11 protein-coding genes and 1 CRISPR repeat array are annotated in these 13751 nt (G+C 42.4%); of the genes, 8 read left to right on the forward strand and 3 right to left on the reverse strand.

All coding sequences use genetic code 11. From position 1 onward, the window contains the following. The first annotated feature begins 8 nt into the window (after positions 1-8). Positions 9-902: a CRISPR direct-repeat array (repeat unit 47 nt; unit sequence GTTGTGACTGGTCACTAAGATAGTAAATTTTGAAAGCAATTCACAAC). A gap of 48 nt (positions 903-950) precedes the next feature. Both ABMQ40_RS16095 and ABMQ40_RS16100 read right to left on the reverse strand, forming a co-directional pair. After that, on the reverse strand, positions 951-1745 hold the full coding sequence (locus ABMQ40_RS16095; RefSeq protein WP_442340156.1) for an SDR family NAD(P)-dependent oxidoreductase: 795 nt from the start codon (positions 1743-1745) through the stop codon (positions 951-953). A gap of 232 nt (positions 1746-1977) precedes the next feature. Then, a complete protein-coding gene (locus ABMQ40_RS16100; protein WP_370901433.1) occupies positions 1978-4386 on the reverse strand; it encodes a hypothetical protein in 2409 nt (802 codons plus the stop codon). 177 nt (positions 4387-4563) lie between these two features. Here ABMQ40_RS16100 and ABMQ40_RS16105 point away from each other — a divergent pair, with 177 nt between their 5' ends. The 5 genes from ABMQ40_RS16105 to ychF all read left to right on the forward strand — a co-directional run bounded on the left by ABMQ40_RS16105 (position 4564) and on the right by ychF (position 10878). After that, positions 4564-5112, forward strand: a complete 549-nt coding sequence (locus ABMQ40_RS16105) for a type 1 glutamine amidotransferase domain-containing protein (RefSeq protein WP_370901435.1) — start codon at positions 4564-4566, stop codon at positions 5110-5112. Between the two features lie 201 nt (positions 5113-5313). Continuing rightward, complete coding sequence (typA, locus tag ABMQ40_RS16110; RefSeq protein WP_370901438.1) at positions 5314-7122, forward strand: translational GTPase TypA; 1809 nt, start codon at positions 5314-5316, stop codon at positions 7120-7122. 117 nt (positions 7123-7239) lie between these two features. Next, entirely contained in the window at positions 7240-8838 is a 1599-nt protein-coding gene (locus ABMQ40_RS16115; protein ID WP_370901440.1) for a glycoside hydrolase family 10-like protein, read from the forward strand. A 216-nt stretch (positions 8839-9054) separates the two neighbouring features. Continuing rightward, on the forward strand, positions 9055-9606 hold the full coding sequence (locus tag ABMQ40_RS16120) for a ferritin (RefSeq protein ID WP_370901442.1): 552 nt from the start codon (positions 9055-9057) through the stop codon (positions 9604-9606). Between the two features lie 180 nt (positions 9607-9786). Further along, positions 9787-10878: a redox-regulated ATPase YchF gene (ychF, locus tag ABMQ40_RS16125; RefSeq protein ID WP_370901444.1), complete on the forward strand. Its 1092-nt coding sequence runs from the start codon at positions 9787-9789 to the stop codon at positions 10876-10878. A gap of 176 nt (positions 10879-11054) precedes the next feature. On the opposite strand, the gene ABMQ40_RS16130 is transcribed toward ychF, so the two are convergent. Continuing rightward, positions 11055-11213 (reverse strand): hypothetical protein, encoded by a 159-nt coding sequence (locus ABMQ40_RS16130; protein WP_370901446.1) that lies wholly within the window; start codon positions 11211-11213, stop codon positions 11055-11057. 127 nt (positions 11214-11340) lie between these two features. Here ABMQ40_RS16130 and ABMQ40_RS16135 point away from each other — a divergent pair, with 127 nt between their 5' ends. The 3 genes from ABMQ40_RS16135 (at position 11341) to ABMQ40_RS16145 (ending at position 13580) form a co-directional block, all read left to right on the forward strand. Then, positions 11341-12279: a helix-turn-helix domain-containing protein gene (locus ABMQ40_RS16135; RefSeq protein WP_370901448.1), complete on the forward strand. Its 939-nt coding sequence runs from the start codon at positions 11341-11343 to the stop codon at positions 12277-12279. Between the two features lie 85 nt (positions 12280-12364). Beyond that, on the forward strand, positions 12365-13129 hold the full coding sequence (locus tag ABMQ40_RS16140; RefSeq protein WP_370901450.1) for an SDR family NAD(P)-dependent oxidoreductase: 765 nt from the start codon (positions 12365-12367) through the stop codon (positions 13127-13129). Between the two features lie 244 nt (positions 13130-13373). Beyond that, positions 13374-13580, forward strand: coding sequence for a hypothetical protein (locus tag ABMQ40_RS16145; RefSeq protein ID WP_370901452.1), 207 nt, complete (start codon positions 13374-13376; stop codon positions 13578-13580). Positions 13581-13751 lie beyond the last annotated feature (171 nt).

Genomic DNA, 13751 nt, shown 5'->3' on the forward strand with positions numbered 1-13751 from the left:
TTCTTTTCGTTGTGACTGGTCACTAAGATAGTAAATTTTGAAAGCAATTCACAACATCCAAAAGGATCAATGTTCAAAGATGAAGGTTGTGACTGGTCACTAAGATAGTAAATTTTGAAAGCAATTCACAACGACTTCTAAATAATAATTGGGGATTTCATCGTTGTGACTGGTCACTAAGATAGTAAATTTTGAAAGCAATTCACAACACCTGGTAATATTTTACAAAATGTATGAAAGTTGTGACTGGTCACTAAGATAGTAAATTTTGAAAGCAATTCACAACTACAACAATTTTTCTTGCAATTACTGTCTGGTTGTGACTGGTCACTAAGATAGTAAATTTTGAAAGCAATTCACAACGCAATTTTCCGTATTTTACAATGCCTATCAGTTGTGACTGGTCACTAAGATAGTAAATTTTGAAAGCAATTCACAACTATTGGTATCCATAGATACACTGAAATATAGTTGTGACTGGTCACTAAGATAGTAAATTTTGAAAGCAATTCACAACATATTTTACTGAAGTATTAGACGTTACAGGGTTGTGACTGGTCACTAAGATAGTAAATTTTGAAAGCAATTCACAACGGAGAGGAAGAGGATATAATAGAGACCTTGGTTGTGACTGGTCACTAAGATAGTAAATTTTGAAAGCAATTCACAACCACTTAATACAGCTTTAGAATTACTCTTGAGTTGTGACTGGTCACTAAGATAGTAAATTTTGAAAGCAATTCACAACGCCAAAGGTGGGGGGGGAGATTCCCGGGACGTTGTGACTGGTCACTAAGATAGTAAATTTTGAAAGCAATTCACAACACAGATGGTTTTCGGCATATAGGAATAACGGTTGTGACTGGTCACTAAGATAGTAAATTTTGAAATAAATCAAGCCGGATAATTTATCCGGTTTGATTAAAAGGAAATCGGACTAAGATGATGAACTACATTTTAAATCCGCCCGATACTTCAATATCCTGCCCCGTAACCCAGGCCCATTGGTCGGATAGAAGCGATGCGATCGCTTTTCCGATATCGTCTGGCTCACCTACACGTCCTAACGCCGTTTGTGCGGCAAGTGGCGCAATTACCTCAGGAAATCTTTTGAAAGCGTCATCAGCAAAACGGGTTTGTGTAGGTCCTGGAGCAATGGAGTTGACCCGGATGCCACGACCACTGAACTCCTTGGCCATATAACGGGTAAGAACGGTAAGACCTCCCTTGGCGGTAGCGTAAGCCGAATACCCTTCTGCAACAACGGTTGGTAACGTAGAATTGCTGGTTACATTAACGATTGCGCCATCGTTTTCTAATAAGGGCAACAGCTGCTGGGTAATAAAATAAGTTCCTTTCAGAATAACCCGTACAAACTGGTCGAACAGCTCCTCCGTAGTATCCTCGAACAATGCCATCTGTCCAAAGCCGGCGTTATTCACCAGATAGGTAAAAGTATCCCGGCCCCATTTGTTTTTTAATTCCTGTATAATGGCTTCTTTAAATGACGGAAAGGTTTCACTTCGCTCCATATCAAGGGGTAGCGCAACCGCCTTACCTCCTAAATCCTCAATAGCGGCTACAGTTTCTTCCGCTCCGTCCTTATGCTTATTATAAGTGAGAATAACCCCAACTCCGTGTCTGGCAAGTTCAATTGCGGTACTCTGGCCGATTCCCGCGCTTCCTCCGGTAATCACCGCTACTTTCACGGTGTTTTGTTCATGTTTACTCTTGTTATGTTCCATTTTTAATTATTTTTTCCGGAGTAAAAGTAAACAGGAAATAAATGGCCGGCTTTGTTCAAACGTCCGAATATGCTTTGTTTAAACGTCCGGTTTCTGCCGGGAACATGGAAACATGGTTCGGTAGATGAACCATACCTGTACATAATAGTGACCGGAAGAAACGGAATCATCAGGATATCCGGAAAATAAAACAGCCGGAAATCTCCGGCTGCTTTATGCTGGCTGCTGTGTATTACTTAAAAATACCATTATAATACAATGGTTCATCATTGTTTTTATCAAACCCTACGATGATTACCCTGTATTTTTTTGCCGTGTCGTTATTATAGAATTTAACGGTAGCCGGCTGGTTGGCTTGCGATTCAAGGTTAGGATTCCAGTAAAGTACGCTGCGGGTATCCTGGGATGAAATATCTTTGGGATTTATTCCCTCATAGAGGTCGTTATTAAAAGGAACAGATTTATCATAACCGCTCAGGGCTATTTTCTTTAATCTCGTAAACTGCTGGGAGCTGGCATTAGAACTGCTTCCCCGCCGTGTATAAATGATGATGGCACCGCCATCGCCGCCTCTAAGGCCTCCGGCAAAAAATCCCTTTATGATCTTGATCATCGCAATGTCGGATACAGGAACGGTAGAGATCTGGTTGGCATCAGACATCATTTCATCAAGATAAATGCTTACCCTGCTTCCTCTTATATAAGGAATATAATTGCCCTGCTGCAATTGTATCTGCAGTCCTGCCACCCTTCCCTGAAGCCATTGCAATATATTGGATGATCCCTGTGGCGTATAATTTCCGTTCACAAAGTCAAATATCTCTTCAGATGAGGTCCTGAAGAGCGGGCTGCTCAACTGCTCGTTAAGCTTTCTCGTATTGTCCTTTTTCTGCCCTTTAAGCTTTATTTCCTCAATCGTGGTGATCTTTTCATGGAAGTCCTTCTGGAAGCCTTGATTGGATACGGCCTGAACTACGTCCGCAGGTAACTTCTCATCGCCGGTTCGGCCTGTCAGTTTATATCTGCTCACAGGCAGGTTGCCCCTGTAAGGGACGAAAGAAAAATTAGGCTGGAAAAATACCCTGGAATCATCATTCTTTTCCTTTTGATCGCTATTCAGCTGATAAGAAAAATTTAAGGAATCTTCAAAAAGCATTCCGCTCAATACAAAGCTTCCTTTGCTGTCAGTTTTCAGCTGATTCAGCTTCATTCCTGAATCAGGCATGTCAAAGATCAGATTCAGGTCTGTATTCGGAGCGGGCTTGCCTTTTATGTTGAGTGCCCCCGTATAGGAGAGGTAGGGCTCGGGTTTATATCTGATGGCTGGATAATTTCCTGAAATAATAGACTTCCAGTCAAAACGTTTCCATTTTTCCGAGATCAGCAATGCATCCAGGGCTTCGATATTATGGTTTTTTGTAAAATACTGCGCAGGAGAGATGATGGGAGAGGTAATGTCACCGGTGAGCCATAAAGTGCTCAGTATGCTCTGTTCTTCTTCCGGGTCGGGGGTATCCGCATCCAGAACCGCGACCGTATAATTGGACAGGTTTAAGTTTCTGGCAATATCAAATGAGCTTGCCTGCCGCGGAGCGGTGCCGGGAAAAAAAGCTTGCAGGGAAGGCTGTTTTACCTTCAGCAGATCCGGCTGTACAAAACAGAGCCTCTGGGCAACAATGTTTTCCTGATCATCAAAAACTGTAAGCTGTAAAATACCGTTGACAAGCTGATTGGTAGGAATGGAATAAGACGTTTCATTGGCTATCTTATTGACCCGTGCCTTATAAACCAGTTGATTGTTAATGGTCCCTAAAACCTTATAATATTGCGACGGCTGCAATGAACCGCCGGCCTTTAAAGAATATTTCACGGCATCTACCTGGCTCGTAACCTGTAAACTGATGCCGGTAGCGCTGACCTCTGGAAGATCAATGCTCTGCTTTCGCCCCTTCCGGTCTTCAATAATTACCTGATACCTTTTACCCGTTTGAGGAGTAATACTGAATATCCCTACGTTTTGATCGAGACCCTTAAAGCTGGTAAGGCTTACGCTGGGATTTTCTTTATCCACTACGGTACCTTTCCAGTCCGATGGGGGTATTCCCTGAGACTGCATCCTTACGGCAAATTTAGTATTGATGCCGTTTATAAAACTTCCGCTTTCAGGATAGGCAGATGCCGTCCAGGAAGCAGAAGAATCGATTTCCAGCTTTTCACCGGAAGACGGATTATAAACGGCTATGGGACGTACCAGCTGGAATTCTTCGCTGAAGTTGGCCATCCATGCCGTATAAGCACGTATATAATAGATGTCTTCCTTTAGGGTTTCAGGAAGCGCTATGCTGCCGCTGCCTTCACCATTGAAAAGAGGAACCAGTTTCTTGCTGATTTGTTTCCTGTTACGATCATACAGCTCAACAAATAACGTGGTTGAAATACCCGATGGTGCGTATCCGTCGAATACAAAAGATTTAAACCAAAGATTCTCTCCGGCCACATGATTTTTTTTATCAAAAAGTAAGTGGATTTTTTCCTGTGGATATTTTTCCTCAAATGTTTCAAGGGCCTGCTCGGCCTTTTCCTGGCCACTAAAATAGCCGGCCGTACCTAAGATGATCAGAAGTATTAGTTTTTTTGACATAAAATGATTTGTGTTAATCCGGCCTCTAAAATACATTTTTTATAAACCAATATCAATGGTTGAATTAAATTTAAAGTATGCTGTAGAGATGATATTTTAACGAATTTTATTATTTAAAATAACGCTGCGGCATTATTTTTTCTGCTTTAAACCTACCAACACTTAAACCATAATATTATGTCGAAAAAAATTGCAATCCTTGCCACCAACGGCTTTGAAGAGAGTGAACTGAAATCACCGAAAGAACACCTGGAACAACAGGGATGGACGGCACACATTGTCAGCCCCGAATCAGGAACCATTAAGGCATGGGCAGAAAAAGACTGGGGCAGCGAATACAATGTGGATAAAACCTTAGATGAAGTTACCGCTTCCGACTACGATGCATTGGTGTTACCCGGAGGTGTGATCAATCCGGACAAATTAAGGACCAATGAATCGGCATTGTCATTTGTAAAGGATTTTTTCAGGCAGCATAAGCCGGTTGCAGCAATATGCCACGGACCACAGATCCTGATCAATGCGGAAGTGGTGGAAGGCCGGAATATGACCTCCGTTAATTCCATCAGCAAAGACCTGAAAAATGCCGGTGCCAATTGGGAGGACCGTGAAGTGGTTGTAGACAGCGGATTGGTTACCAGCCGGACTCCGGAAGACCTGCCCGCCTTCAATGCCAAAATGGTTGAAGAGATTAAAGAAGGAAAGCATGAAGAGCAAACTTCATGATTGGCAAAAGATTAACGTATAAGGCTCAGATCAGAAATCCGGGCCTTTTTTATTGAGAGGCTTTTAAGATAATCCTTAGCTTACAATTGATGATGGATGAGATGTTTTGGTAACTTTCTCATTATGAATTTGTTAATTAATTCATAATCATGGCAGATTATTCGCCGGAAATCACTACTTTTGCAGCCGTAAAAATCTTATATGCAAAACATTAGAAATATTGCGATTATCGCACACGTTGACCACGGGAAGACCACCCTGGTTGATAAAATCATTCACGCTACCAATATTTTCAGAGAAAATCAGGAAAGTGGAGAATTAATTATGGATAACAACGATCTCGAAAGAGAAAGAGGGATCACCATTCTGTCCAAAAATATTTCTGTTACTTATAAAGACACTAAAATTAATGTAATTGATACACCCGGGCACGCGGATTTCGGAGGAGAAGTAGAAAGAGTGCTCAAGATGGCAGACGGGGTTTTGCTGTTGGTGGACGCTTTTGAAGGCCCTATGCCGCAAACCCGTTTTGTTTTACACAAAGCCCTTCAGCTGGGCTTAAAACCTATTGTTGTCATCAACAAAGTAGATAAGGAAAACTGCCGTCCCGAAGAAGTACATGACAAAGTTTTTGATCTGTTCTTCGCATTGGATGCCACGGAAGAGCAGCTGGATTTTCCTACATACTACGGTTCCTCCAAGCAGGGATGGTTTAATACCTCTTTAGAGCCTACGGATAATATCCTTCCGATCCTGGACGGGGTTCTGGAGCATGTCCCGGCTCCGAAAGTAGAAGAAGGAACCCTTCAGATGCAGGTGACTTCTTTAGACTACTCTTCATTCCTGGGGAGAATTGCTATCGGAAAAGTAGCCAGAGGATCTTTGAAAGAAGGCCAGTGGATAGGCCTTGCTCAGGAAGGAGATAAAATAGTAAAAGGAAAAGTAAAAGAATTATACACTTTTGAAGGATTAGGAAAAAAGAAAGTGACGGAAGTTCAGGCCGGAGATATCTGCGCGGTAGTGGGATTTGATGCCTTCCAGATCGGGGATACCTTTGTTGACCTTGAAAATCCTGAGCCAATGGAAAGACTGGCCATTGATGAGCCTACCCTTAATATGACTTTCTCAATCAACAACTCTCCGTTCTTCGGAAAAGACGGGAAATATGTGACTTCCAATCACCTGAAGGAAAGGCTGGAAAAGGAGCTGGAAAAAAACCTGGCATTAAGGGTTCAGCAGACCGATGATGCCAATACCTTCTTGGTATTCGGTAGAGGGATTCTTCACTTGTCGGTTTTAATTGAAACCATGAGAAGGGAAGGATACGAAATGACCATCGGACAGCCTCAGGTAATCCTGAAGGAGATCAACGGGGAGAAATGTGAGCCGTATGAGACCATGGTGGTGGATGTTCCTGAAGAATATTCATCCAGAGTGATCGATCTTGCTACCCAGAGAAAAGGAGATCTGCTGATCATGGAGACCAAAGGAGAGATGCAGCATATGGAATTTGATATTCCTTCAAGAGGCTTGATCGGATTACGTTCCCAGATGCTGACCGCTACGGCAGGTGAAGCGATTATGGCACACAGATTTTCTGAATACAAGCCTTTCAAGGGCCAGATCGCAGGAAGAACGCAGGGGGTATTGGTATCCAAGAATCAGGGCCAGGCTACTGCCTATTCTATCGAGAAATTACAGGACAGAGGACGTTTCTTTGTGGATCCGGGAGAAGAAGTGTATATGGGGATGATCGTGGGTGAGCAAAACAAGCCGGGAGACCTGGTGGTAAACATCGTTGAAGGAAAACAGCTTAACAACATGAGGGCCGCCGGAAAAGATAAGGACGGAAATATCGCCCCTAAAGTTCTGTTCTCACTGGAAGAATGCATGGAATATATTCAGCATGACGAATGCATTGAAGTAACTCCGAATTTCATCAGAATGCGTAAAAAGCTTCTTTCCGAAGAAGACAGAAAACGAGCGGAGAGAATGGCAAAGGCAGAATAATATTCTGAATAATAAAAAAACAAAAGCCTCGATTTTTCGGGGCTTTTTTCTAGTAAGTAAAATGCTTATTTTGCTGCATCAATTTCAAATTCATTATTTAATGTAGTTGACAAAACTATGAACGTGAAAAAATTAAAGCTGATCATTTTATCAGGTATTCTGGCATCGTACAGCAGCTCCTGTTCGGTCCGGAATCATACGGTAAAGCCGACTCCGGTAAAAACGGCAACAAAGCCGGTTGTAAAAACTTCAAAACTAGCAGATTCCGTTATGGTAGCGGTACCACCGGCGGAAGAAATCGTTAAGGTAGACCTTCCGCCTGTGAAAAGAGAATTCCGGGGAGCATGGGTGGCAAGCGTGGCCAATATCAACTGGCCTTCAAAAAACAACCTTTCCGTAGAACAGCAAAAAGCAGAAGCCATCAGCATGCTGGATATGCTCAAAAATAATAATTTCAATGCGGTAATCTTCCAGGCCAGGCCCTCAGCTGATGCTTTATATACAAGCAATATGGAACCATGGTCTTATTTCCTTACAGGTGAAACCGGAAGGCCTCCTTATCCCAATTACGACCCTTTACAATTTTGGATTGAGGAAGCCCATAAAAGAGGCCTGGAGCTCCATGTATGGTTAAACCCTTATCGGGCTCATCATACCAATGGAGGCCCGGTGAACAGCCTGTCGATGGTCAATAAGCTTCCCGATATCACGGTCCGGCTGAAAAACGGCATGTACTGGTTCGATCCTGCGGACCCGGTAACCCAGGGGCACGTTTCCAATGTGGTAAAGGATATCGTGAAACGATATGATATAGACGCGGTGCATTTTGATGATTATTTCTATCCTTACGCCACTTACAACCGGGGAGCGGATTTTCCGGATCAGGCTACCTGGAATGCTTATGTAAAGAGCGGTGGAACATTATCCAGGGCAGACTGGAGAAGAGATAACGTTAATAAATTCGTGGAACGAATCTATAAGGAAATTCATGCGGAAAAAGAATATGTAAAATTCGGGATCAGCCCTTTTGGGATCTGGAAACCGGGATATCCGGAAGGGGTAGTGGGATCTTCTCAATATGACGAGCTGTATGCAGATGCCAAACTGTGGCTGAATAAAGGCTGGATCGATTATTTTGCGCCTCAGCTGTACTGGCCTATTGATTCAAAAGGACAGGGGTTTGAAGCCTTGCTGGGCTGGTGGAAATCGGAAAATATTCAGAACCGCCACCTATGGCCGGGCCTGAATACCGTCGAGGTGAAGGCTCCGGACCGCCCGGAAGAAATTAAGAACCAGATTGAAATTTCTAGGCGGATATTGAAGAACGACGCAGGGGAAATTCATTGGAGCATTGCGGGACTTACCAAAGACCCGGCAATGTTGAATACCTTAAAGAACGGTCCGTACAAAGAAAAAGCCCTGATTCCGAAAACCCCGTGGATCAAAGCCAAGCCTCTTCAGACGCCCACGTTGTTTGTTACAGATAACGGAAGCTTTTCACAGACAAGCTGGAGCATTAAAAATATAGGCGAGGTCTTCCAATGGGTGCTTTTTACGCAGTACAACGGGGTCTGGGAAACAGAAATCCTGACGCAGGATACCCTTTCAAAGGACATTCCTAAATACAAGGACGGGAAAACGCTGAATGCCGTTGCCATCAGGGCTGTAGACAGACTGGGAAATGAAAGCGACTATACAGCGAAAAAAATAAAATAATTTCTTAATAAAGAACTCTGTTATCCATGGATTCAGTAAATACAGTGCCGGCTTTTACTGAGCTGGTACTGTATTTTTAGAATAACTATAAATTATGGGTTTAAATAATTGTTTATCAGCGAATTATTAATTTATATAAGGGGTTTGATGTTTATTTTCAACGGTATCGGAATCATTTTTGCTTCATAAACTTCATAATCACAAAAAATATGAATTATGAATACGAACAGACTTTCCCCAACCATGGAAAAAGCGTTAAGTGACCAAATGAATAAGGAAATTCATGCATCACATGTTTTTTTATCCTATGGGATCTGGGCAGATGACAAAGGTTATCAGGGTATTGCCAACTTTCTTTACAGACATGCTCAGGAAGAAAGAAACCACTCGATTAAATTCATGGAATATATTTTAAACAGGGGAGGAAAACCCAAAGTGGAGGCTATCCCGGCCCCGCCTGCAGATCCTGAATCTTTAACGGCGTGTTTCGACGGTGTTTTCAAGCATGAGGTGGACAATACAACAGCTATTTACAGGATCGTTGACCTCTCCCAGGAAGAAAAAGACTGGGCAACATGGAATTTTATGCAGTGGTTTGTACAGGAACAGATCGAAGAAGAAACCCTGGCTCAGAACCTGATCGATAAGCTGAAAATTGCAGGTGGCGACAGGGCAAGTGATGAATCATTGTTTACTTTAGATAAAACTTTACAGGAAACACCTAATGAGGTTCCTCTGGCCCAGGAAGCCACAGGTAACAATCCATAACGATAATCAGTCAAAATATCAAAATCTGTCCGGATCCCGGGCAGATTTTTTATTATGAAGCTGTCTTTAAAATCACTATCTTTGCACACTCATAATTCAAGGTCCCTCATCAACATTTAAAGTTGAATATGCGAAAAACCTTGAACTTTAATAGGAACGCTAAACTCTGAACATAACATTATGAAATGTGGAATCGTAGGCTTACCGAATGTAGGTAAATCAACTCTTTTTAACTGTTTAAGCAATGCCAAAGCTCAATCAGCCAACTATCCTTTCTGTACCATCGAACCCAACCTGGGAACGGTTTCCGTACCGGATCATAGATTGTTTGAGCTGGAAAAATTAGTGAAACCGGAAAGGGTTTTGCCTGCGGTAGTGGAGATTGTTGATATTGCCGGTCTGGTAAAGGGAGCCAGCAAAGGAGAAGGATTGGGGAACCAGTTCCTGGCCAATATCCGTGAGTGTGAGGCGATCATCCATGTGCTGAGATGTTTTGATAACGGCAATATCGTGCATGTTGAAGGCTCGGTAGATCCGTTGAGAGATAAGGAAATTATTGATATTGAGCTTCAGCTCAAAGATCTTGAAACCCTTGGAAAAGCTGTTGATAAAGCTAAAAAGTTTATCAAATCCGGTAAAAAAGAAGATATCCTGACGTATGAGACTCTTCAGAAGCTTCAGCAGTTTATTGAAGACGGGAAAAATGCGAGAGAATTTCCTGGAGATGATCTCACAAGACCTATTATTGATGATATCCATTTGCTGACCAAAAAGCCTGTGCTTTACGTTTGCAATGTTGATGAAAATTCAATTAAGAATGGTAACGAGTGGGTAGGGAAAATTGAAGAAATGGCCAAAAATGAAGGTGCGGAGATCGTGGTTTTAGCCGCACAGATCGAAGCTGACATCAATGAGCTTGAAACCTTTGAGGAAAGGCAGATCTTTCTTGAAGAGCTTGGTCTCGAAGAACCAGGAGTAAACCGTCTGATCAGGAAAGCCTACGAACTGCTGAAGCTTCAGACTTACTTTACCGCCGGGGTAAAAGAAGTAAGGGCCTGGACCATTGGAAAAGGATGGACGGCACCTCAGGCAGCGGGAGTTATCCACACGGATTTTGAAAAAGGCTTCATCCGTGCCGAAGTGATCAAATATGACGACTACATCAGTTATGGTTCCGAAGCGAAGGTAAAGGAGGCCGGAAAGCTTTCCGTAGAAGGCAAGGAGTATGTGGTGCAGGATGGAGATATCATGCATTTCAGATTTAATGTATAAATAAATATTAAAGTTAGTTATAAATAAAAAACGCTTTCAATGTATTTTGAAAGCGTTTTTTACTGGCAAAATCAGGCTCCGTGAGGAGAAGTTCTGATATCAGATCACTTTTTATGATGATCATAGAATTACTGCAATACCATCAGCTGAATGGCACTGCAATTACTGTTCAGTGGTTATGGCAATTCCGGTCTGCACTGCTTCTGTGCGCAGCCTACCGAAATTGTTTTGCAATAGCCGGTCATGGGATCGATGCAGTCCATTAGTCCGCCGGTGATTACCCTCAATTCTTTTTTGTTTAATTTCTTTCCTTTTTGTACGTTTTGATTTTTCATGGTAATTAGTTTTAATGATTAGGTAAACTAAGATATAAAAAATATCTGATATATCACCGGGTGAAGAGAAAAAAAGATCCTGGTTAATTTGTAGCTTTGTATATTTGAATTTTACAAATCCCGAATTATGGAAAAGATAGCCAATACCTCTCTTGAAGAATTTTATAAGGAAATGACCGCCAAGCTGGGAAAAGATCTTGAAAGTATCTTTCCGAAAGGCCTTCATAAGGAGATCGGACATTTTAATGTATTTGATATAGCCCAGACTATTGAGCGGGTCAGAACTACTTCCGAAATGCCTTACAACAGAAGAAAGTATTATAAGATCAGCCTTATCCGGGGGGAAAACAGGGCCGAGTACGCGGACAAGGTCATCTCCATAAAGCAGAACGCCCTGCTGTTTGCAACACCCAGGGTTCCCTACCATTGGGTTCCCGAAGATCCCGATCAATCCGGTAGTTTTTGTGTTTTTACAGAAGATTTTCTTATTAAGGACAAATCCCGTAATTCACTGGAAGACCTGCCGATATTCCAGCCCGGGGCCATTCCGGTATTTGAGATTGATGATAAGCTTGCGGAAGAGCTGGCTGCCCTTTTCGGTAAGATCAAGAATGAAATAGCGTCTGATTACATTTTCAAGTATGATCTTATCCGCAATTATGTATTGGAGCTGATCCACTATGGACAGAAGCTGCAGCCGGCCACCAAGCTCTCCACATCGAACGATGCCTCGCTAAGAGTGGTTTCTTTATTTATCGAGCTGCTGGAAAGGCAGTTCCCGATAGAATCTCCGGATCAAAGGCTGCAGCTGAGAACAGCCAAAGACTATGCCGGCCGGCTGGCGGTGCATGTAAACTACCTTAACAGGAAGATAAAGGAAAGCACAGGGAAAACCACTACGGAATTTATTGCAGACCGCCTGATACAGGAAGCGAAGATTCTCCTGAAGCAAACAAAATGGAATGTTTCTGAAATATCCTATGCCCTGGGATTTGAGGAAATTGCCCACTTTTCAAACTTTTTCAAAAGAAAAACATCCTTTACTCCGTTGGAATTCCGTTCGTGATTTGAATTTTGCAAACTAAAGATTGATTCGGGCAAATATTGTCTCCGGAAAATATCCCAACTTTGTATCATAAAATTTGAAAGAAATGGATACAAGAACAAAAATCGCATTGATTACCGGCGGAAGCCGTGGATTAGGAAAAAATTCAGCCCTTAAAATCGCCCGGAACGGACTGGACGTTATCATCACTTACAGAAGCAATAAAGAAGAAGCGGAAGCGGTGGTAAACGAAATAAAGGCCCTGGGTAGAAAGGCTGTCGCTTATCAGCTGGATACCAAAGACATTAAAAGTTTTGATGCGTTTGTGAAACAGGTTGGTGATCATTTACAGGAAAATACGGGAAGCCCGAATATTGATTACCTGATCAATAATGCGGGAACGGCCTTATATTCACCGATAGCGGAAACCACGGAAGAGCAGGTAGATGACATTGTGGATATCCACTTTAAAGGGGTATTTTTCCTGACACAGAAATTCCTGCCTTTCATTAATGAAGGCGGAGGGATCATCAATATCTCTTCAGGCCTGGCAAGGTTTACACAGCCGGGATCATCTGTTTACGGATCGATGAAGGCAGGCGTTGAAATGCTGACGAAGTATATGGCTAAAGAACTGGGACCAAGGAGGATCAAAGCTAACGTTGTAGCCCCGGGTGCCATCGAGACGGATTTTGGTGGCGGAAGGGTGCGGGATAATAAGGATATCAATGACATGGTATCCGCTGCCACGGCCCTGGGCAGAGTTGGGGTTCCTGATGATATCGGCGGGATAGTGGCTTTCCTTTGCACAGAGGATGCACGCTGGATCAACGGGCAGAGGATTGAGGCTTCGGGAGGGATGGCCTTATAAGAAGATCTGCACAAGTAAGAAACATCAGTTTACTGTTGAAAAATAAGCCAGATAAGATCACTGAAAACTTATTTAAATTGAGCAAAATGCACTCGTCCTGAGTGCATTTTTATTTTTCATGCCAGTTACTTCTTTGAACATAAAAAAAGTGATGTGGATTATGGCTTTCCATAACTGCAAATAAAGGAATAATGATAAACTTGTACTGATTGCAATCACAAATAATTCAATAAAGTTTATTACTATGAAAAAATTAAAAAAGTTATCGAGAAAAGAGCTTGAAAATCTAAAAGGCTCTGGTCCTTCTGATCCTTCTTCTGAAATGGGGGATTGTGGAAGCTCTTGCAGTCCGGGTGATGGTTACTGCGAGCAGTTTGGTCTTTCATGTGGAATTTATATGCTGACGAACGGGCAAGGTCAGGTGACTTCTTCGTGTTTCAAATGCATGTAAGAGGATAATTAAAACAAAGGAGATGCTGCTTTGCATCTCTTTTGTATCCACTTTATAATTTGGGCTATGAAAAAGTTACTTTGGATAGGTCTGCTTTTTGTCTCCAACATATTGGCAGCTCAAAACTTAACCTTTATTTACGAGCTCAGGCAAAAGTCCGATGCTAATAAG

Source organism: Chryseobacterium gossypii, from assembly GCF_041361455.1.
GTDB lineage: Bacteria > Bacteroidota > Bacteroidia > Flavobacteriales > Weeksellaceae > Chryseobacterium > Chryseobacterium gossypii.